The sequence below is a fragment of the Paraflavisolibacter caeni genome (assembly GCF_025628885.1).
Lineage (GTDB): Bacteria > Bacteroidota > Bacteroidia > Chitinophagales > Chitinophagaceae > Flavisolibacter > Flavisolibacter caeni.
Window position 1 is genome coordinate 25,246 of sequence record NZ_JAOTIF010000019.1, and the last position, 20,783, is coordinate 46,028.

Annotated in this window: 18 protein-coding genes; 10 read left to right on the forward strand and 8 right to left on the reverse strand. The window is 41.5% G+C overall.

Going from position 1 to position 20,783, the window contains the following annotated elements:
* Positions 1-3 precede the first annotated feature (3 nt).
* The 7 genes from OCK74_RS19115 (at position 4) to OCK74_RS19145 (ending at position 6,422) form a co-directional block, all read left to right on the forward strand.
* The gene (locus tag OCK74_RS19115; RefSeq protein ID WP_279298682.1) at positions 4-1,824 is read left to right on the forward strand and encodes a cytochrome c oxidase subunit I; all 1,821 of its coding nucleotides are present in this window, start codon (positions 4-6) and stop codon (positions 1,822-1,824) included.
* A 118-nt stretch (positions 1,825-1,942) separates the two neighbouring features.
* The gene (gene cyoE, locus OCK74_RS19120) at positions 1,943-2,938 is read left to right on the forward strand and encodes a heme o synthase (protein WP_279298683.1); all 996 of its coding nucleotides are present in this window, start codon (positions 1,943-1,945) and stop codon (positions 2,936-2,938) included.
* Between the two features lie 122 nt (positions 2,939-3,060).
* Entirely contained in the window at positions 3,061-3,594 is a 534-nt protein-coding gene (locus OCK74_RS19125; RefSeq protein WP_279298684.1) for a cytochrome c oxidase subunit 3, read from the forward strand.
* Between the two features lie 47 nt (positions 3,595-3,641).
* Positions 3,642-4,517 carry a cytochrome c oxidase subunit 3 gene (locus OCK74_RS19130; RefSeq protein WP_279298685.1) on the forward strand — a complete coding sequence of 292 codons (876 nt, stop codon included), beginning with the start codon at positions 3,642-3,644 and terminating at the stop codon, positions 4,515-4,517.
* A 21-nt stretch (positions 4,518-4,538) separates the two neighbouring features.
* The gene (locus OCK74_RS19135; protein ID WP_279298686.1) at positions 4,539-4,967 is read left to right on the forward strand and encodes a cytochrome C oxidase subunit IV family protein; all 429 of its coding nucleotides are present in this window, start codon (positions 4,539-4,541) and stop codon (positions 4,965-4,967) included.
* Positions 4,968-5,049: 82 nt separating this feature from the next.
* On the forward strand, positions 5,050-5,847 hold the full coding sequence (locus tag OCK74_RS19140) for an SCO family protein (RefSeq protein WP_279298687.1): 798 nt from the start codon (positions 5,050-5,052) through the stop codon (positions 5,845-5,847).
* A complete protein-coding gene (locus tag OCK74_RS19145; RefSeq protein WP_279298688.1) occupies positions 5,844-6,422 on the forward strand; it encodes a DUF420 domain-containing protein in 579 nt (192 codons plus the stop codon). Before OCK74_RS19140 ends, OCK74_RS19145 begins: the two co-directional genes overlap by 4 nt.
* An 83-nt stretch (positions 6,423-6,505) precedes the next feature.
* On the opposite strand, the gene OCK74_RS19150 is transcribed toward OCK74_RS19145, so the two are convergent.
* Positions 6,506-6,709, reverse strand: a complete 204-nt coding sequence (locus OCK74_RS19150; RefSeq protein WP_279298689.1) for a hypothetical protein — start codon at positions 6,707-6,709, stop codon at positions 6,506-6,508.
* Positions 6,710-6,947: 238 nt separating this feature from the next.
* Here OCK74_RS19150 and OCK74_RS19155 point away from each other — a divergent pair, with 238 nt between their 5' ends.
* From OCK74_RS19155 to OCK74_RS19165, 3 genes are read left to right on the forward strand one after another with little or no spacing between them, the layout of a single operon-like run.
* A complete protein-coding gene (locus tag OCK74_RS19155; protein ID WP_279298690.1) occupies positions 6,948-10,013 on the forward strand; it encodes a DPP IV N-terminal domain-containing protein in 3,066 nt (1,021 codons plus the stop codon).
* Positions 10,014-10,061: 48 nt separating this feature from the next.
* Entirely contained in the window at positions 10,062-10,277 is a 216-nt protein-coding gene (locus tag OCK74_RS19160) for a hypothetical protein (protein WP_279298691.1), read from the forward strand.
* A 58-nt stretch (positions 10,278-10,335) separates the two neighbouring features.
* Complete coding sequence (locus OCK74_RS19165; protein WP_279298692.1) at positions 10,336-11,430, forward strand: alkaline phosphatase family protein; 1,095 nt, start codon at positions 10,336-10,338, stop codon at positions 11,428-11,430.
* 132 nt (positions 11,431-11,562) lie between these two features.
* On the opposite strand, the gene OCK74_RS19170 is transcribed toward OCK74_RS19165, so the two are convergent.
* The 7 genes from OCK74_RS19170 to OCK74_RS19200 form a co-directional block, all read right to left on the reverse strand.
* Positions 11,563-12,651: an MBL fold metallo-hydrolase gene (locus tag OCK74_RS19170; protein WP_279298693.1), complete on the reverse strand. Its 1,089-nt coding sequence runs from the start codon at positions 12,649-12,651 to the stop codon at positions 11,563-11,565.
* 135 nt (positions 12,652-12,786) lie between these two features.
* On the reverse strand, positions 12,787-13,170 hold the full coding sequence (locus OCK74_RS19175; RefSeq protein WP_279298694.1) for a DoxX family protein: 384 nt from the start codon (positions 13,168-13,170) through the stop codon (positions 12,787-12,789).
* 157 nt (positions 13,171-13,327) lie between these two features.
* The gene (locus tag OCK74_RS19180) at positions 13,328-13,909 is read right to left on the reverse strand and encodes an NUDIX domain-containing protein (RefSeq protein WP_279298695.1); all 582 of its coding nucleotides are present in this window, start codon (positions 13,907-13,909) and stop codon (positions 13,328-13,330) included.
* 31 nt (positions 13,910-13,940) lie between these two features.
* Entirely contained in the window at positions 13,941-14,870 is a 930-nt protein-coding gene (locus OCK74_RS19185) for a DUF3800 domain-containing protein (RefSeq protein WP_279298696.1), read from the reverse strand.
* Positions 14,871-15,069: 199 nt separating this feature from the next.
* Positions 15,070-18,228, reverse strand: coding sequence for an efflux RND transporter permease subunit (locus OCK74_RS19190; protein ID WP_279298697.1), 3,159 nt, complete (start codon positions 18,226-18,228; stop codon positions 15,070-15,072).
* Positions 18,229-18,305: 77 nt separating this feature from the next.
* Positions 18,306-19,382, reverse strand: coding sequence for an efflux RND transporter periplasmic adaptor subunit (locus OCK74_RS19195; protein WP_279298698.1), 1,077 nt, complete (start codon positions 19,380-19,382; stop codon positions 18,306-18,308).
* Between the two features lie 25 nt (positions 19,383-19,407).
* The gene (locus OCK74_RS19200) at positions 19,408-20,757 is read right to left on the reverse strand and encodes a TolC family protein (RefSeq protein WP_279298699.1); all 1,350 of its coding nucleotides are present in this window, start codon (positions 20,755-20,757) and stop codon (positions 19,408-19,410) included.
* Between the last annotated feature and the right edge of the window lie 26 nt (positions 20,758-20,783).

Consider the following 20,783-nt stretch of genomic DNA (forward strand, 5'->3'; position numbering starts at 1 on the left):
GATATGAACAACGAGTCAACAATTCATGTGCATGGTGCGGAAATAGAGACACATGAAATTCATCATGATGGAAATGGACATCCCCATCATAAAGAAACTTTTATAACAAAATACATTTTCAGCCAGGATCACAAAACTATCTCAAAGCAATTTTTGATTACAGGTATAATCTGGGCAATTGTGGGAGGTTTGTTTTCTGTACTTTTCAGATTGCAGTTGGGTTATCCTGGACAAAGTTTTGCTATTTTGGAAACTTTCTTTGGCAAGTGGGCTGAAGGAGGCCAAATTAAGCCAGAATTTTACTATGCATTGGTAACGATGCATGGAACTGTTATGGTGTTTTTTGTATTAACTGGTGGATTAAGTGGAACATTTGCCAACCTGCTGATTCCTCTGCAAATTGGTGCTAGAGACATGGCTTCACCCTTAATGAATATGCTATCCTACTGGTTCTTCTTTTTAGCCAGCATGATCATGTTGTCTTCCTTGTTTGTTGAAACTGGTCCTGCAAGTGGTGGTTGGACATCTTATCCACCATTGAGTGCATTAGGTCAGGCTTCAATAGGTTCAAAAATTGGTATGGATCTTTGGATCACCAGTATGGCCATGTTTGTAGTTTCTTCATTATTAGGTAATTTGAACTACATAGCTACCATATTAAACATGCGTACAAAAGGCATGAGCATGACAAGATTGCCATTGACAATTTGGTCGCTATTTTTTACAGCTATTCTTGGTGTACTTTCTTTTCCAGTTTTATTGTCAGGTTTTATTCTTTTATTGTTTGACCGTAACCTTGGAACAAGTTTTTATTTAAGTGATATTTTTGTTAATGGACAAATATTGCCAAATGAAGGTGGAAGTCCAATATTATATGAGCACTTATTTTGGTTTTTAGGACACCCAGAGGTATATATTGTAATATTACCTGCAATGGGAATGGTATCAGAAATCCTGAGTATCAATTCCAGAAAGCCAATCTTTGGTTATATGGCAATGATCGGTTCTTTATTTGCCATTTGTATTTTAGCCTTACTTGTTTGGGCTCACCATATGTTTGTAAGTGGTATGAATCCATTCCTTGGTTCTTTCTTCGTATTACTCACTTTATTAATCGCAATTCCATCATCGATAAAAGTATTTAACTGGCTGACAACTATATGGAGAGGAAATATAAGGTTTACACCAGCAATGCTTTTTGCTATTGGTTTTGTTAGTTTATTTATTTCTGGTGGTTTGACTGGAATTTGGTTGGGTAATGCTACCATAGATATTCACATACATGATACAGTGTTTGTAGTTGCGCATTTCCATATCGTAATGGGTGTATCCGCTTTCTTTGGCATGTTTGCGGGTGTTTATCATTGGTTTCCTAAAATGTATGGACGTTTTATGAACAATACACTTGGTTACATACATTTTTGGATCACTTTTATAGGTGCCTACCTTATATTTTGGCCTATGCACTACGAAGGTCTCGCTGGGGTACCTCGGAGATACCTGGATAGAAGTATCTGGACTTCCTTTAACCAATTCGGTGATTTGAATAAAGTAATCACAATTGTTACCATTGTTGTATTTGCTGTTCAATTGATGTTTGTGTTTAATTTCTTTTATTCCATCTGGAAAGGAAGAAAGGTGCGCACTTTGAATCCTTGGTCAGCTACTACGCTGGAGTGGACAACTCCAGTTAACCCAGGACATGGAAACTGGGTAGGCGAAATTCCAGAAGTTCACCGTTGGGCATATGATTACAGTAAAGATGGTCGTGACTTTATTCCACAGACAGAGCCTGTTGGTGCGAATGAGACGACGGAACACTGAGAGAAATGACGAGTAATTAGAATGACGAACGACGGATTGAAAGAGGGGAAGTGACTGATTGATTAGGAATAATTAATTATTGAAGTGAAATAGAATTTGATAATACGTGAGGTTGAAAATGGTGGAGCAAGAATTAAGTATTTCAGAGAAAATAAAGGTGTTCAATACTGATGATTTTGGACACCGGAAATTTTCTAAGCATTATAAACAAGGAACAGTAGTGAACGAATCATCTCAACCGGCAAATCGTGCAGAAAGAGCGGTAATGAAAGATTACCTTTTGTTGATAAAGCCATCGTTGAGTATAATGGTTGTGTTTTCGAGCATAATCTCCTACCTATTGGCACCAAAAGTGGTAGCCTTTGATTGGAAGATGGTAGTTCTTTTATTTGCGGGCGGTATGTTGGTAACAGGAAGTGCCAATGCCATTAACCAGGTAGTGGAAAAGGAAACCGATGCTGTAATGAAAAGAACAGCAAAAAGACCTATTGCTGCGGGACGAATGAGTGTGTTGCATGGATGGGTATTTGCTATTTTATCAGGATTGGCAGGTATATTGATCCTTGGCTACTTTTTTAATTGGTTGAGTGCAGGATTGGCAGCATTCAGTTTATTTCTGTATGCTTTTATATACACACCATTAAAAAAAGTAAGTGCAATATCTGTATTGGTTGGTGCTTTTCCTGGTGCTCTTCCTTGTTTAATTGGATGGGCTGCCGGGGATGATCAATTGAGTCTTGGAGGATGGGTGCTATTTGCTATACAATTTTTATGGCAGTTTCCCCATTTTTGGGCTATTGCATGGGTTGCACATACTGATTACAGTACAGCAGGATTTAAACTATTGCCAAGTGATAAAGGCCCAACTAAGTTTACCGCTTTGCAAACGATCATATATTCACTTTTATTAATTCCTGTTGGTGTTATTCCGTACTATATTGAAATGAATGGCTTAATAGGGTTGATAATCGTTTCTCTGGCAAATATTTTCCTGGTAGTTCAGTGTATCAGGTTGTACAGGGATATGAGTGTTAAATCGGCAAGGCGAGTAATGTTTAGCAGTTATATTCATTTGCCTGTTGTATTATTGGCTATGTTGTTTGATAAAGTGTAAGGAATGAAGAATGATTCGAATCAGCCAGAGGCGGAAACGTGCGAATGGCAAATAAGATTTAATGAATCAAGAAAATATAATAGAAAGAAATGGTAATTGTGAGTAATCAACGAAATAATAGAATGCATCCTCACAAATTTGCGCTTTGGGTAGCCATAGCAAGTATCATTATGATGTTTGCTGGTCTGACCAGTGCTTATATTGTGAAGAGTAAACTGGCAAATTGGGAGGTTGTAGAAATTCCAACATATTTTATTTATTCTACTGCATGCATTATCATTAGTAGTTTGACCATCCAGGGAGCATTGCGCAGCTTCAAGCAACGTAATATGAGCCAATACCGGACCTTATTGATGGTGACTTTATTCCTTGGTATATGTTTTCTGGCACTTCAATATTTGGGTTTCAGTTGGCTATGGGAAAATGGTGTCAGGTTTAGAGGAGCAGGTGCTGGGCAATTTCTTTATATCATTGCCGGTTTGCATGCATTGCATGTTGCAGGTGGGATCATAGCTTTGATCGTTATTATATTAAGGACATTAATAGGAAGAAAAAAAGTTTATAATTCAGTAGGTTTAGAAGTGTTAAGTACCTATTGGCATTTTGTTGATGTGCTATGGGTATATTTATTAATATTTTTCATTTGGTTAGGATAGGATCATTTATATTGTTTTAAAAGTAATTCGTAAATCGTAAATTCTTTATGGCGACAACTGCTGTAGCAATTAAAAACAACTGGTGGAGTGGAGGAAAAAGTCCGTTTAATGTAGAGTACGGAAAGCTGATGATGTGGTATTTCTTAATAAGTGATGCCTTTACTTTTGGTGCCTTTTTAATTTCATATGGTACCATCCGCTTTTCACAAAATTATTGGCCAAACCCAAATGCAGTTTATAATGCATTTCCTGGTACAGGGCATGCCAATTTACCATTGGCTTTCGTAAGCTTAATGACTTTTATTTTGATCTTTAGTTCTGTAACTATGGTATTGGCAGTTCATGCAGGTCATCATAACAATAAAAAAGATGTAGTTAAATGGTTGGCCTGGACAGTTATTGGGGGATTGGCTTTCCTTGCTTGTCAAGCCTGGGAATGGACACACTTAATTACGGGTTATCATGTAGTATTAACCGGCAATCATTTGGATGTAGTTGGAACCACCGTTACAGGAAATCCCTGGGGTGTGCATATAGATAGGGCTGCAACAATTGCCGATGCATTGAAAAATACACCACATGAAGCACTAGTGAATGTAGTACATACGCAGCATCATGATATGAGCCACCATCAATTGGCCGCAATGAGTGATGACCAACTGAGAGGGATGCTTAATTTAGCAGAGCTTCATGTTACAGAAAAAGGCCCTGTTGCTTTCGGCGGCTTCTTCTTTGGTATTACCGGCTTCCATGGCTTCCACGTTTTCTCAGGAGTTATCATTAATAGCATTATGTTAATAATGGCTCAGAAAGATGTATTTGCTAAAAGAGGTCATTACCTGATGATAGAAAAAGCAGGTTTATATTGGCACTTTGTAGATTTAGTTTGGGTTTTTGTATTCCTTTGCTTTTATCTAATTTAATTATTCAAAAAGAATTTTGAAATGGACCAACTTTCACAATCAACGGAAATTACGTATCACCACGAGCCAGCAGAAGATACAAGCAGGATTTGGAAAACCTTTTGGATCTTACTTGGAATTACAGTTATAGAACTTGGCCTTGGCTTATTTATGTATCTCTTACCTATTCCTGCGTGGGTAGACGTATTTATTAAAGGTGTGATTGTCATATTGACTATGGCTAAAGCCTTTTATATAGTTAGTATATTTATGCACTTAGGAGATGAGATCAGGAATATGATCATGACAATAGCTCTTCCTTTATTGTTATTTATTTGGTTTATCGCTGCTTTCCTGTGGGATGGAAACGAATTTCGAACCAGTAGGAATCGTTATGATAAACATTTCCAGGAACAAACAATGAAAAGGCAGATAAGGATGGGAGACACTTCACAGCATAGTTTTGAATGATGTATAACTGATCATTTCTTTTATCAAAATATTTAAATGCCCTTCACCGTCGCAATCATAAATTTGCGGCGGTGTTTTTTTTATGAATAAAAAAGCTTTTTTAGGATTATTGGTTGCGGTTGCCATACCTCTTGTCAGTTACCTGATCATGAGGTCTTTGGGCAAGGACATTGGTGTCATGCCTCGCCATTTTATTTATGATACAGTTCATTCAGTCACCAAAAATGGAAAGCTGGAAAATGATACTGTGTGGCATAAAATTCCGGATTTCTCATTTGTCAATCAGCTGCATGATACTGTAGGCTGGAAGGATATAGGTGATAAAATTGTGGTGGCAGATTTCTTTTTTACCAGGTGTCCAACAATTTGTCCGAAGTTGACCCTAAATATGAAACTCCTGCAGGATCATATCCGGACATCGGAAAAGGTAGGAGACCGTTTCCCACGTTTTGTTCAATTCCTTTCTTTTTCAGTTGATCCGGAGCGGGATGATGTACCTGCATTAAAACATTGGGCTGATCGTTTTCAAATTAATCCGGAAAACTGGTGGTTACTTACAGGTAATAAAAAAGAAATCTATGACCTTTCGATTAATCATTTTAAACTTGGATTGGTTGATGGTAAAGGGATAGATACGGGTTTCTTTCATACCGATTACATGGTATTGATCGATAAAAACAGGAACATACGTGGGTATTATCATGGATTGGATACTACTGAAGTTCAACAACTTGCAAGAGATATTGTATTGCTTTCATTAGAAAAAGACCCTAACCGAAAAGGTGTATTTGCCGGAAAGCTAGAAATGCTTGCTGTCATCTTTTTTATTACCATTATTGGGATTGTTTTGTTGGTTTACCTTTTAAAACGTTATAAATGAATATTACTATTACGAAGAATGATACAAAAGCAAGGATAATCATATTCATTTTCTCTATAATAGTATTTTTTGCTGTTACTGCCTTAGAGAGAGTAACCCTAAATGTCCATTTAGGCTTTGATGAACATTTGTTTGCAAAGTTGAATGCAATTATCAACTCGATAGTAGCGGTATTACTATTAGCAGGTATTGTAACGGCAAAACAGGGGATGTATAAAAGCCATCAAAAAATTATGCTTTCAGCGATGGGATTATCGGTGCTTTTCCTGGTTAGTTACATTTGCCATCATTTATTTGCAGGTTCAACTTTATATGGAGATGTAGACAAAAATGGTATTGTAAGTGCAGCAGAAAAGCTTGAAGTTGGTAATATGCGCATGGTCTATTTTTTCATATTGAGCACCCATATTTTGCTTGCGGGTTTATCACTGCCTCTGATCTTATTTACGGCATACAGGGCACTAATCAACGAAAATGCCGTGCATCGTAAGCTGGCTAAGATCACATGGCCCATTTGGTTTTATGTAGCGTTATCAGGGCCAGTAGTTTACTTGATGATCAGCCAATATTATTGAGTGACGAATGATACGGAAGACGAATTGAGAAAGACAGCAAAGGTGTAGTTGAGCTACACCTTTGCTGTTATTAGAAGCCTGTTTTACCAGCCTTGTTTAGCCACTCCGGACTTTATTGCTGCTAAAGCTTTTTCTTCATTACATAAGGTGGTTAGTTTATTTCCTTTTCCATCGTGCCCCTGAACCATATAGGCACCTTTTGCTGTTTTTGTAATTACTGCATCCTGGATAGGCACGTTTTTCTCTTTGGTTTTCACGTTATAAGCTGTCAGGTTTACTTCTGCCATTTTTTATTGTTTTTTATTAAAGAAAAGGGTGATTTATTATATGTTGTGGCAAATCAAAGGCCAAACTGGCAATTGGATTAATGTTCAGTTTACAAAAAGTGTACCGCGCCAGTCCTGTTGGTTTCTAACATTTCCTTAGCACACGAACATACCTAATGTTCGTTTAAAGATAATGGAAAGTTTTACGTTAACTGGTGTATAATTTGCTTTATCTCCTTCAACACACAATACCAAGAATATGAGTAAGGAAATTTACCGCTTTTTACTTTTTTGGTTTGTTGTTGCTGTTGTAGACATAAATCCTGTTCATAGCCAATATTTTGGACGCAATAAGGTTAATTACAGGCGAATTGATTTTAAAGTTCTGGAGACCCCCAATTTTGAGATCTATTACTATTTGCAGAATGGAACTGTTCGCGACCGGATAGCACTACAATGCGAACAATGGTATCAAATGCACCAAACAGTGCTGAAAGATACCTTTAAGCGGCCGAATCCGGTTATTTTTTATAATAATCATGCTGATTTTCAACAAACACGTGCCATAGAAGGAAATATCGAAGTTGGAACCGGTGGTGTAACAGAAGCATTAAAAAGGCGGGTTATTATGCCTTTTATGGAATCGAATGCACAGACCGATCATGTGTTGGGCCATGAACTTGTACATGCTTTTCAGTATCACCTGATTTTGGATTCTCTAACTATGGATGCAATCGCCAATCTACCCCTGTGGATGGTGGAGGGCATGGCTGAATATATGTCTATTGGTTACCAGGATGCTCATACAGCCATTTGGCTACGTAGCGCTGTTGCCGGGAACAGGATGCCGACTTTAAAGGATTTAACGAACCATCCAGATTTATATTTCCCCTATAGGTGGGGTGAAGCTTTTTGGGCTTTTGTAGCTGGCACTTGGGGAGAGCAGATGATTAAGAGGCTATTTATGCGCACGGCGAGGGATGGTTATGAAAATGCTATCAAAGAGATTTTGGGAATTGATGCCCAGAAGTTCTCAGAAAAGTGGCAGGAAGCACTTCGGAGAGCCTATACACCCTATCAAAGAACAACCTCTACCTATGCTTTAGGGAAGAAACTTGTTGTGAAACATGATGCCGGTGAGCTGAACATTGTACCTAGTATAAGTCCTGATGGCAGCAGGGTTGCCTTCTGGACTGAGCGGAACCTGTTTAGGCTTGATTTATATGTGGCAGATGCAGAAACTGGTGATAACCTGGAGAGGGTCACATCTCACTCATTTACCTCACACGTAGATGAGTATAGTTCATTTGAATCCTCTGTCGCCTGGTCACCAGACAGCAGGCAACTTGCTTTTGTGGCTTTTGCCAAAGGTAGCAACCGCCTGATCATAGCGCGGGCAGATAAAGGCAGAATCATGCGCCAGATCGATATACCCGGGGTACCTGCTATAAGCAATCCGACCTGGTCGCCAGATGGGAAAAGCATTGTGGTAACGGGACTTGTTGATGGGCAAAGCGATCTTTACCTTTATCAACTGGAAAGCGGAAAGGTTATACAATTGACCAATGACCGTTATTCTGACCTCCAGCCTTCTTATGCTCCCAACGGGAAGTGGATCGTATTTGCAACCGACAGGCTAAGTGTTGACTATAAGCCACAACAGCATTCCTACAACCATAATATTGCACTATATAACTTTGAATCTAAATCTGTTACCAATCTCGATTTCTTTCCGGGTGCCAATAACCTGAACCCGGTATTTGGGCCGGATAACCAAGAGATCTATTTCCTTTCTGACCGCGATGGTTTCCGTAACCTATACAGCTATAATATCTATGGCAAACGACTTTACAGGCTGACCAACTATTTCACAGGAATTACCGGAGTTACGATGTTTGCACCAGCTATCAGTGCTTCCAGGCAGCAAAATAAGGTTGCGTATACCTATTACAATAACAACGCTTTTCTTATTTATACAGCTCCAATCAAGTCTTTTAATCCTGTTGCAGTTGATACAAACGCTGTAAACATGCAGGCTGCTATTCTGCCACCTTTTGCCCGTACAGGGCTAAATCTTGTGCAACGGAATCTTACTGAATCGCCTGTTGACAGATATTCAATTGAATCATTTAATCAGGTTTCATATAAACCAAGGTTTCAACTTGATTATATAGGAAATACCGGTGTTGGTGTCACCACCGGCCTAGGCTTTGGGATCGGTCTTGTGGGAGGAATCAATGGCATGTTTAGTGATATTTTGGGTAATAACCAGTTGTTTGGTGCTATTTCTTTAAACGGGGAACTTTATGATATTGCCGGGCAATTTGCCTATCTGAATCAAAAAAACCGGATAAACTGGGGTGTGAGTGTATCGCATACTCCTTATTTGAGCGGCGCCCAGTACCTGTTTCTTGATACTTTAGAATCACGGGGGGACGATCCGCAGCAGGTGTTGAACTCCTCAATGGATCTGTTACGCACATTTGAAGACCAGATATCAGTTTTTGCCTCACGTCCTTTTTCCCAATCCAGGCGTGTTGAGGCCGGTTTGTCTTACGCACGTTATTATTACCGGATGGACAGGTATACTGATTATTATGATCCAACGGGCCAGATCTATATTGATAGTAAGAGGGAACGGCAGACTACACCAAAAGGTTATGGTTTTAGCCAGGGTTATATAGCCTGGGTCAGTGATAATTCAAGTTTTGGGGTTGCTTCACCACTTAGTGGGCATCGATTCCGCTTTGAAGCCGGGAAGTACCTAGGGGTAGTGAACCTTCAGAATTTATTAGCTGACTACCGGAAGTACTTTCGTTTCGCCCCGGTGACCTTAGCAACGAGGAACTTATATGTAGCCCGTTTCGGGCGTGATGCTGAGAGCGGCTTATTGCCTCCTCTGTATGTAGGCTATTCCAGCCTGGTAAGAGGATATGAAGCGCTGCAATTTGCAGATAATGGTGATATACATGATGATGTAACCATCAATGACCTTATAGGCAGCAGTATGTATGTAGCCAATGCCGAACTTAGGTATCCATTAACCGGACCTGAGCGATTGTCGAGCATTAAATCGCGTTTTTTCCTTTCAGAATTAAATATGTTCACCGATGCTGGTATAGCCTGGGGTAAGAGCAATATAGTTGGTGGATTTAAGAATATTGGATTTTCGAGGAATAATGCCCAGTTGATCATGAGCAGTGGTATTTCTCTGCGGATCAATTTATTTGGATATATAGTGCTTGAACCATTCTATGCCATTCCCTGGCAAAATGGCGGATTTAGCAATGGAGATATTGGATTGAATTTTATTCCCGGATGGTGAGCTTGGGTTGGCATAAGATTTTACTTATCAATCTTAAAAGAAGAGATTATGGATATTGAAAGAAATGATGAAGAGGAAAATGAATTAAAAATTAGCAAACCGCCGGGTTCTGAACCAGAAAAGAAAAAGGACAAGGCCTTAACAGAACCACATTTTACAGAGGTGGAGAATGCTCATGCATCAGGTTTGGGGTCAATGGGCAGAAGTGACGAAAAGGTAAAGGATAAGGAAAAAGGGGCAGGAGAGGGAGAAGCTGTCTATTGAATGACGGATTTCGGAAGGGAACGTTAGCATTAATCGTAATTATAAAAGGAGGGTGGATATGAAACTAGCGTTGGTTGCAGTGTTGCTTTTCCTTTATAGCAAGACGGTTGGTTATGCTGTTGTTACAGAAAGAAAAGAGCGGCCTAATGAGAATAAAGTCTTTGTGATCACGTTGGATGGTTTTCGGTGGCAGGAGTTTTTCAAAGGAGCAGATGAGGTGTTGCTGAAAGAAGCGTCTGTATCGAGCAAGATGGATTTGAAAAAGACTTTCTGGGATGATGATGTTGCTATCAGGAGGAGAAAACTGATGCCTTTTACCTGGGATGTGATTGCTCAACAGGGGCTGCTATTGGGTAACAGAGCTTATGGAAGCAAGGTAAATGTATCAAATCTTTACGCGCTCTCTTATGCAGGGTATAATGAAATGTTCACTGGTGGTACAGACTTTACCATCTTCAGCAATAGAAAGATCAGGAATCAGAATGTTTCCTTTTTGGAGCACATTAATAAGTTGCCACAGTTCAAAGGTAAAGTCGCAGCCATTACTTCATGGGATGTATTCCCATATATTTTCAACAAGACCAGGAGCCGCCTTTACATAGATTGTAACAGTAAGCCAGATGTATCTCATATCCCTGTTTCTATGCGTCAGCTGATGGATGATCATAGCGTGAGGGACGGAGCGGTACGTAATGACCTTTTTACATTTGCAGCTGCGAAAGAATACATTACCAAGAATCTTCCGCGTTTGCTGCATATTGGTTTGAGTGGTACTGACGAAGCCGCCCACCAACATAAGTATGGTGATTACCTGCAGCAGGCCCACCTGGCTGATAAGATCATTGGATGGTTGTGGCAGCTTACACAGAAGCTTCCTTATTACCGTGATCATATTACTTTCATCATAACCACTGACCATGGCCGTGGCAGTAAGAGGTCGAACTGGAACAAACATAATTTCTGGATTAAAGGATCATCCGAAACGTGGATGGCCTTAATAGGCAATGGCGTCAAACAAATGGGAGAATACAAGGGACGTATTCAATTATATCAAAAACAAGTGGCAGGAACGATTGGGTATTTTCTTAATGTGCGTTCCTTCAATAACTATACGATGCCGTTGACTTGTTTGGGGGTGATAGATGATAGATGAAAGATGAAAAGTTGGGTGATGATAGAAATTAGAGCGTTGAATGGAAAATGGGAAAAGGAATTGGAGGGGAAATGAACTCATTTCCCCTCCAATTCCTTTTCCCATTAATTTTTGGTTAGAGTAAGTGGAGCATTACAGTCGTCCTAATATAGGAGCGATTGTTGCTAATGGGGAGCTTAATGTTGTTGCTGCAGCAGGAACTGCGCCTGTGAGCATTTGCAGTGAACTGGTCAATAAAGTAGTCCCCAATTTTTTCTGGCGTCTTTTGTACAGGTAGATTCCTGCCGCGAGTAATGCCCCTGCAGCTAAAATTCTAATGAACATACCGCCTTTTTTCTTTGGTATATAGGTAGGGCCGTCTTCATTAAATAATGCAGGCTCATTAACATAGCGTCCTGTTCCAGGCATGCCTAGCTGCCAAAATTCTCTTGCCAGTTTATGCAGACCATGGCGGGCTTCATTACCATAGAGTGCATGCCCATGACCTGTTGTTATTACATTAGGCTCAAGTGCTGCCAACGCTTTTACTGACCGGGCTGCTGATCCCCAATCAGGTGTAAAGTATTTTGGAGGGCCGCAAATCTCTCTTTTTTGAGACATTACAGAGAATATCGATTCCTGCCTGGTTGTTGCAAACGCATCTCCTGCTATCAATACGCCATCTCTTTCCCGGAACAGACTGATATGGCCCGGCGCATGCCCAGGTGTATGGATCCACTTCCATCCGGACAAACCCGGAACGGAACCATTGTCGGGGAGTTCCTGTACGCGGTCGTGGATGTCTATCGGGCCTTTGGGAAATGTAAAGGAAATAGTAGAAAACAGGCCGCCTCCTGCATTAGGATCCGGAGGAGGATAAGACGCTTTGCCTGTGAGGTAAGGCATTTCAAGTTTGTGGGCATAGACCGTTGTATTCCATTCATTGGTGAGTTGCGCCAATGAACCAACGTGGTCAAAGTGTCCATGGGTCAATACAATAGCTTTTGGTACACTATCCGGATCTGAAACTTCGCTAATCATTTTTTTTATTTTTGAGGCTGAAGATTTCAGGCCGGTATCTACCAGGATCCATGAATCTTCATCAGGATCCTGGATAAGATACATATTCACAAATATGTCTTTCAATCGCCAAACTCCAGGTGCGACCAAGTAAACATTATTGTACAGTTCCCTTTCTCCAAATGCACTTACTTGTCTCTTATCAACTAATGCTTGGTTCATATGCATGTTTTAAGGTTGTGATGTAGAGACCGGCACAAATGTCATACCAGTGAGGGAGGGCGGAAAATGCCCTGGACGTGTTTCGCCTTGTTTTTAATGCGATGTTTTAATTTCTTTTACCGGGTCAATACCAGGTTATTCAACTGTTTTGGCATTGGCACCGATGTGAAGGGCAAAGGCAGCAAGGGCTGTATCTTTTAATAAAGCCACAAGAGCCAACTGGCGCATTTCAGCATCGCCGGCATTCATAAAATTGGGTAAATGAATGGTTAATACGAAAATGAAAAGCAATGCAGCCAAGAGATATCCTGCTAGTCTTGCCTGTCGGTTGATGATAAAGGCAATAGCTGCCAGAATAAAAGCTATACCCACAATATAAACCCAAACGAGGCCACCTGGAATATAGGATGGAACATATACCATCAGGTTCTTAGGGTGAAGGAAATGGTATACTCCAAAAGCAAGCATGACGAATGCTAAAATATAGATGGCAGTACGTGAAATGGTATGCTCATACATATTTTGGAATTTATTACTAAGTTACGAATTTCCAAGGTATGGGCGTGGTTATATACATATAATTGCTAATAATGGTGCTGGCGGTCGATGGAAGGGAGGAGCGGAAGTTGCAGTTGCCGGTTACAAGGGGGGTTGGTAGCCGGCAACCATAAATGGATTATTTTATAATTCCGTTCAGCATAGCATATTGCAGGAGCATGATCGTCTTGGAATCCCTGATCTTGCCTTGATGCAATTGCTGTGTTGCTTCATGAAAGGGCATTTCAATTACTGTGATATGTTCACCTTCGTGCTGTAGTCCACCACCTTCGCCTGTTTTGTGGTGTTCTTCGTATTCGGCTATATACAGGTATAACAACTCTGTTAAGGAACCTGGTGAAGTATAAGTCTCATATACCTTTTGAACGTCTGTAACTTCATATCCTGTTTCTTCTGTGATTTCCCGCTTAATGGTATCTGCCGCATCTTCGTCTGCATCCAGCAGGCCGGCGGGAACTTCTAAAAGCATTCCTGATGGGTTGCCATTGAGGAAGGTTGGTAGTCGAAACTGTTCGGTAAGTATGATTGTTTGTTTGTCTTTGTTGTATAATAAGGCTGCAGCTGCGTTGCCATGGCTAAATACAAGCCTGCTTTGGTTGTGCCAGGCCCCATCCTCTTTCTGCAATTCAAAGTTTATCTTCTTCAGTGTAAAGCGTTCGTTGGTTAATGTTTCTGTATCGGTGATCTTTATGTTTGCCATAATAAAAATTGTTGTGGAGTAAGTAAAGCAATTAGTGTGCAGGAAGTTGGGCGTATTGATATAGTAAGCATAGAGATTTTTTATTGAGTGGATTGATATCAATTTTAAGTTCTGATGGTCCCAATTTCAAGAGTTGGTATGAATGCTGCCAATATTCTTCTTTGCTTGTTATTGCTGTATTGGTTCCGATATGGAAGCCTGTCCGGAGTGTTCTGATTTTTTTATTAATGTGTTTGTAAAGTTTCTCTTTCGCAATTGTTCTTTTTCCTCTCTGCTTTTTTTCAGGAGGCATTTCTTTGTGTTTGTTATTGAGTCTGAAGCATAATGCTCCTAGAACGACATCCAGCATCTGTATTAACAAGTGTTTTTTGGAGTCAACTTCAGCTATATCCTGTTTTCTAATTTTTAACCGGGCTAATTGGAACGGCATCGTTGTTTGAAGTCCTTTGATATATTCTTTAAAGGCTTGCCTATGCTCTAAAGTATCTGGCAGGTTGTCGAAATAAAGACGTAAATAAATTTCATGATCTGAGTTGTTACTGTGTGGCAAGCCAAAGGCATGAGTAATAAAATGACGGTATAAAATAAAGAATGTTTCTGATTTGGGTTTTTCTTTTAAGTGGTTAGCGGCATTAGTATTTGGGGTGTACATGATCCTCACCTTGGCCTTCCCTTCAGCAATGAGCCTGAAAAATGCATCCATCACGCTCATGTATTTTTCTACATAATGCTGCGATACTTTGTGCCACTTGATTTCATCAAAGAAGTGCAGCCTTCTGCAAACCTTTTGAAGATGTGTCAGCACTTCACGTAGGTGTTCACTCTTTACCAGCACACCGCCATAGAAATTAGAACAGAACTTTCCTTTACTGGTGCTTTCATCGCACCATATAAAATATTCCTTACCATTCTTCCTGGTTCGTATAGTTGCTTTACGGATGTGTTGTTTGCAGGTTAACATTCTAATTTCAGCATACAGCTGATTTAGCGATATTTTATATCATGTTCAAGTTAATTCATTTTGTTTGAGTGTTGCTATTCAAGTTCGTTTTAAGCCCTGCAAAAAGCCCGGTGAGGAATCACCGGGCTTAACTGTTTATAACCATTACCAAACTCGCGGGCATTGAGGATGCCTGCAAAGAAATTACTAATGCTTTTATTTATGATGCTACTTCTATTTCGTCTATTTCAATGTGTGTAGCGGGGGTGGGTAAGTGCTTTTTTATGCCAAACCATTTGTTTACTTTGTTCTTTGCACCTTCTACAACCACGTACACTGAAGGAACTACTACCAGTGTTAATAAGAGCGAACTGGTGAGGCCTCCGATGATCACCCATGCCATGCCATTCTTTACTTCGGCACTGGCACCTGTTGCCAGGGCAATCGGCAGCATCCCGAAGATCATGGCAACTGTGGTCATCAGGATCGGGCGAAGACGTTCCTTGCCTGCTTCTATGAGGGCATCTTTCACTGCATAACCTTCTTCTTTCAACTGGTTGGTAAAGTCGACCAGAAGGATCGCATTCTTGGCCACAAGTCCCATCAGCATGATGAAACCGATGATAGCGAAGATGGTCATGGAGTTCATGGTTAAAGCCAGGGCCAGCAAGGCGCCGATCAGGGCCAGCGGCAGAGAGAATAATACCACGAACGGATACACAGCACTCTCGTACAGGGCCACCATGATCAGATAGATCAATACAATGGCCAGTGCCAGGGCTAATCCCAAAGAACCGAATGAATCTTTCTGGTTTTTGGCATCCCCTTCATAATCCACTTGCACTCCGGCAGGGAGATGAACGTTGGCCAGTGATTTCTGAATTTCCGCTACAATCGTACCGGCAGGACGGCCAACAGCAGCTGAAGTTATTTTGATAGAGTTCAGGCGGTCGGTACGTTCCAATACTGACTGGCCCAAAGTTTCGCGTACTTCGGCAAAGTCTGCCAGGCGAATGTTTGCTCCTTTATTGTTACGAACTACGAGGTTCTTAACGCTTTCGATATCTTGCCGGTCGAACTTCTCCAGTAAGAGGTTGATCGCATATTCTTCACCGTTCTCTTTGAACTTGCTTTGATCATTGCCACGGAAAGCCAATTGCACAGCGGCACCTACTTCACCTACGCTTAAACCCATATCAGACATTTTCTCTCTATCCAGCCTGATCTCAATTTCACTCTTCGGTGTTTTGGTGCTGAATTCGATGTAATCAGTTCCGGGTGTTTTTGCCACTATATTCTTTATGAGGCGAGCGGCTGTCCAGATGCTGTCCAGGTCGGTACCTTTGATGGCTATCTGGATCGGCATTTGAGCGTTACCAGTGATTGAGGTTGGTGTCACTGTTACTTTCACCCCGGGAATCTGCATCAATTCATCACGCACCTTTTGTCCCATATCATCTGTAGTAATCTTACGCTTGTGATTGTCCACCATTTTCACAGCGATCTCGGCCATGTTGGCTGATGAAGAGCTGTTACCAAGGCCGGAAGTAGAACTGGATGTCCCTACTTTGGTAAACACTTTTTCAATTTCAGGGTGGGTCATCAGGATATCCTCAGCTCTGCGTGCTGCTTTGTTGGTCTCATATAAAGGTGTTTGAGAAGCCAATTCCATTTGCACCACGAACTCACCTCGGTCGCTATTACCTACAAAGGAAGCACCAATAAAGCCAGCGCCCACGAGGGCAAATGAACCAATGAAAAGAACGAAGGCCGAGATGAATATATAACGTTTGTGTCCTAAAGCCCAGGTCAGGATCTTTGCATACTGGTCTTTTAAATTGTCGATGATTTTTTCGAAGCCAAGGTTGAGCCTTCCCCAGAGAGATGACTTATTGAGCACCTCCAGTTTTCCAAAGCGTGAAGCCAGCAAAGGAGTGAGGGTGAAGGATACGAAAAGACTCATCAAAGTAGAGAATACCACCACCAGCGAGAACTCACGCAGGATGTTTCCAATCAGACCACCTGCCATTGCCAGAGGAACGAATACTACTACGTCTACCAGGGTAATCGCCAGGGCCGTAAAGCCAATCTCTTTACGTCCTTCCAGAGAGGCTGTGCGCTTATCCTTACCCATTTCCATATGGCGGTAAATGTTCTCCAATACCACGATACTATCATCCACCAGGATACCTACTACCAGCGAGAGGGCCATCAGTGTCATCAGGTTGAGCGAGAAGCCAAACAAGTACATCAGGATGAACGTAGGGATCATCGCAGAAGGCAGTGACACCAGGATGAAAGATGCACTTCGTAAACTATGCAGGAAGAACAGCATTACGAAGGCAACGATCAATACCGCCAGGAACAAGTCGTGCACCACAGCATCAGCTGATGCAAGGGTATAGGTTGCCTGGTCAACGGCCACCACATAGTTGAAGTTGATACCAGCGTATTGTTTCTTTACCTCGTCCAGTTTTTTCTGAACGTCGCGGGTAACGTTTACCGTGTTGGCATCAGTTTGCTTTGAGACTTCGATACCAATACCTTCTACACTGTTGATGCGGTTGATGGTAGTGATCTCAGTTTCTGCATCTGTAACGTTGGCAACATCTTTCAGTAATACCTTGCTACCGTCTGCGTTCTCGCGCAGGATCAGGTTGCGCAATTCATCAACCTTAGTGATCTTGGCATCCAGGCGCAGGGACATCCTATCCTGCTTATTTTCCACGCTACCTGCCGGGTAAGAGCTATTGCTGATGGCAATTGCCTGGTTTACCTGGGCTGGTGAAATACTGTAAGCCTGCAGTTTGTCATTGTCCAGATTCACTTTGATCTCTCTTTTGGTACCACCCACCAGGTTTACATTACCTACACCTGATACACTTGAAAGCACAGGCTTGATCTTTTGATCGATAATGTCGTACAACTCTGAAGGGCTGATATTGGCCGAAGCACTCACGCGTAGCACAGGAATATCATCCATGCTGAAGCGGCTTGTAACGGGTTCGTCAGCTTCTTCGGGCAGAAGGGCTTTTATCTGGTTGATTTTCCGTTCGGCATCTCTTTGTGCATTGAGGGCATTTGCTGTTTGCTTTAACTGCACCACTACAATAGAAGCACCTTCCCTGGAAGTAGATGTGATCTTGTCGACACCTTCAATACTACTGATGGCATCTTCCACGGGTTTTGTAATACTGGTCTGCACTTCCTCGCTGGAGGCACCACGGTAGGTGGTTTGCACCATGATCACCGGCACGTCCATTTTAGGAAGCAGGTTATAGTTTAGATTGTTATAGCTGATATAGCCAAACAAGAGGAGCGTCACGAAGATCGTGATGATCAGTAACGGCCGCTTTATTGATAGTTCTGTTATAGACATTTTTAGTTTGGAGTTTGGGGTGTGGAGTTATCGTAACGAGTTGAAACATTGTTCGTTTGATATTCCTTGTCCTTTGGTTAGTTCTTTACGATTTCGATCTTGCTATTTTCGGTCAGGTTGATCTGGCCGTTTACTACAACTACTTCGCCTTGCTGGAGACCGCCGATCACTTCAACATTTTCACCCAGTTCGCGGCCAAGCACCAGTTTTCTTTGTTCAACGCCATTGCCTTTCACTACGTAGATATATGGATTCTTCATGCCTTCTGCAAGGGCCTTTTTCGGGATCTGCAGTGCGTCGGATTGCTGGCTCAGGCCAAACATTACTTTTACGTAAGTGCCTGCTTTCAATGCCTGGCCTGCATTGGCTACTTCCACTTCTACAGGGTAGTTGTGGTTGTCGTCACCTTTAGGAGAGATGAATGATATTTGACCTCTGAAGGTTTTGCCGGGGAATACATCGCTACTTACCACTGCCTGTTGTCCGTTCTTCAATTTGTACACATCTTTTTCGTTGACCATTACTGCAGCTTTCAGGCTATTAACACTTACTATAGAAGCGATCACAGTTCCAGGGTTTACAAACTCGCCGGCTTCCAGGTTCTTGGTAACGACAATACCACTGATAGGAGCTATGATGTTTCCATCGGATATTTGCTGGCGGATCTGGTCTATCTGGATCTTATTGTTCTCGTAGTTGTATTTAATGTCGTTGTATTTTTCTTCTGTAGTCGCATTTCCTTCCATCAACTCTTTATAGGTCTTCATGTCTTTCTCCAGTTTGGCAGAAGAAAGCTGGGTAGATTGCAGATTCAGTTCCTTCAATCTTGTGTCTATTTTACCGATTACCTGGCCTTGAGCAACATAAGAACCTTCTTCTATATTCAGGCTTTTGATCATGCCCTGTACTGCAACGGCAATGTTTGCATCTTTAGCTGGTTGCAATACAGCAGGCAGGGTAAAGTCGCCACTTACTGAAAGGATGCGGGCTGTATCTATAGAAACCGCAATAGGTATATTAGTCCGGTCAGCAGGTTTGTTGTTTTCGTCAATTTTTTTCTTGTTGTTCATCAACTTAAAAGCGGTGAGGCTAATGATCGCTAAAATTGCAACGATGGTGATGATTCTTCCGCCGATTCCTTTTTTCTGTTTCATGATTTATAAGTTGGAATAGTTTTGATTAAAGTGTGTTGATAAAAGTTTTTAAGGTGCCCTTTGCCCTTTCGAGCTCTATATTGGCGACATAATAGTTGATCACTGAAGTGATGTAATTGTTCTGTGCTTCTTTATATGAATAATCTGCGTTGAGTAGCTCTGTCAGTGAGGTTGTTCCTTTCTGGTATTGAAGACTGGTAGTGGTGAACACATCCTGGGCCAGTGAAAGGTTCTCTTTATTTGTTTGCGCATTGGTGTAAGAGCTTAGCAACTTTGTCTGTGCATTCTGGTATTGCATCGTCAGGTTAGTCTCACTGATCTTCAGGTTGTTCATTGCATTTTCCAGGCTTAGCTGACTTTGCTTCAACTGGCTATTGCGACGCATACCGCTGAAGATGGGGACATTCACTTTCAGACCTACTCCAGAGAAGTCGTACCAATTGCCATAAGTTTTGCTTATGGTGCCGCCAAACGCCTGTTGGCCGTAGCGGTAGTACATAGAAACCGTAGGCAGGTAAGACGCCTTCTTACGCTTTACATCAATGTTGTACAGTTCAATGTTTTGTTGTTGTATTTTATAATCCAGCTTGTTGCTTGGGCTAAAGTCCTGGTTAGCCAAAGGCTGCAGGGCAGTGCTGATGTTAACTGAATCTGTAATTGTCAGCGGTGCATTCAGCGGCATGCCAATAGCGTTTTTCAACTGGTTTAAAGCCACCTGGTAGTTGGTTTGTACTACCTGCTTTTGTGATTGAATGTTCAACAGGTTTACACGCACCCGGTCGTAGTCAATTTTCTTGGCCACACCTTTTTCATACTGCAGCTTTAAGGTTGGGAGTAATTCCTGGTATTTCTTTTCGTTCTCAGCCAGCAACTTTTCCTGCTCCTTGTAGATCATTACCTGGTAATAAGCAGTAGCTGCATTGTAAATGATGATTTCATCATTCTTTTCCTTGTTCAGGTCGGCTAACTGTGTATTAGGCTTTGCTGCTTTGATGCCCAGGAGCATGGATTGGTCAAAAATAGTCTGTTCGGCCTGCAATGTGGCGACCGTAGTGTATTTGTTGCCAAAGCTCACCTTGGTTTCCGAGGGACCGAAAACACCTGCCGGAATCACTGTAGTTTGCAGCTTCAGGTTGTCATCAGCAGCAAGGTTGGCATTTACCTGTGGCAGGTAGCTGGCCAGGGCTTCTTTGGCTTTATAGTCAGCTATGACCTGTTCATTTTTGAAAATATCCAGGCTGGGGTGGTTCTGTAAGGCGAACTCGAGGCTTTGCTTTAAGGAAAGCGTGTTTGTTTGCGCATTACCTGCAAAGGCGAATAGCAGGGCTGTTGTCAGCAAGTATAAAAACTTAATATTCATTCTACTTCGTATCATACTTTATATGTCTAAAAAATTAATTT

Bases quoted from the DNA above. Each gene is read 5' to 3' on its own strand.
- OCK74_RS19115 (WP_279298682.1), top strand. From the start codon at position 4: ATGAACAACGAGTCAACAATTCATGTGCATGGTGCGGAAATAGAGACA.
- cyoE (WP_279298683.1), top strand. From the start codon at position 1,943: ATGGTGGAGCAAGAATTAAGTATTTCAGAGAAAATAAAGGTGTTCAAT.
- OCK74_RS19125 (WP_279298684.1), top strand. From the start codon at position 3,061: ATGCATCCTCACAAATTTGCGCTTTGGGTAGCCATAGCAAGTATCATT.
- OCK74_RS19130 (WP_279298685.1), top strand. From the start codon at position 3,642: ATGGCGACAACTGCTGTAGCAATTAAAAACAACTGGTGGAGTGGAGGA.
- OCK74_RS19135 (WP_279298686.1), top strand. From the start codon at position 4,539: ATGGACCAACTTTCACAATCAACGGAAATTACGTATCACCACGAGCCA.
- OCK74_RS19140 (WP_279298687.1), top strand. From the start codon at position 5,050: ATGAATAAAAAAGCTTTTTTAGGATTATTGGTTGCGGTTGCCATACCT.
- OCK74_RS19145 (WP_279298688.1), top strand. From the start codon at position 5,844: ATGAATATTACTATTACGAAGAATGATACAAAAGCAAGGATAATCATA.
- OCK74_RS19150 (WP_279298689.1), bottom strand. From the start codon at position 6,709: ATGGCAGAAGTAAACCTGACAGCTTATAACGTGAAAACCAAAGAGAAA.
- OCK74_RS19155 (WP_279298690.1), top strand. From the start codon at position 6,948: ATGAGTAAGGAAATTTACCGCTTTTTACTTTTTTGGTTTGTTGTTGCT.
- OCK74_RS19160 (WP_279298691.1), top strand. From the start codon at position 10,062: ATGGATATTGAAAGAAATGATGAAGAGGAAAATGAATTAAAAATTAGC.
- OCK74_RS19165 (WP_279298692.1), top strand. From the start codon at position 10,336: ATGAAACTAGCGTTGGTTGCAGTGTTGCTTTTCCTTTATAGCAAGACG.
- OCK74_RS19170 (WP_279298693.1), bottom strand. From the start codon at position 12,651: ATGAACCAAGCATTAGTTGATAAGAGACAAGTAAGTGCATTTGGAGAA.
- OCK74_RS19175 (WP_279298694.1), bottom strand. From the start codon at position 13,170: ATGTATGAGCATACCATTTCACGTACTGCCATCTATATTTTAGCATTC.
- OCK74_RS19180 (WP_279298695.1), bottom strand. From the start codon at position 13,909: ATGGCAAACATAAAGATCACCGATACAGAAACATTAACCAACGAACGC.
- OCK74_RS19185 (WP_279298696.1), bottom strand. From the start codon at position 14,870: ATGTTAACCTGCAAACAACACATCCGTAAAGCAACTATACGAACCAGG.
- OCK74_RS19190 (WP_279298697.1), bottom strand. From the start codon at position 18,228: ATGTCTATAACAGAACTATCAATAAAGCGGCCGTTACTGATCATCACG.
- OCK74_RS19195 (WP_279298698.1), bottom strand. From the start codon at position 19,382: ATGAAACAGAAAAAAGGAATCGGCGGAAGAATCATCACCATCGTTGCA.
- OCK74_RS19200 (WP_279298699.1), bottom strand. From the start codon at position 20,757: ATGATACGAAGTAGAATGAATATTAAGTTTTTATACTTGCTGACAACA.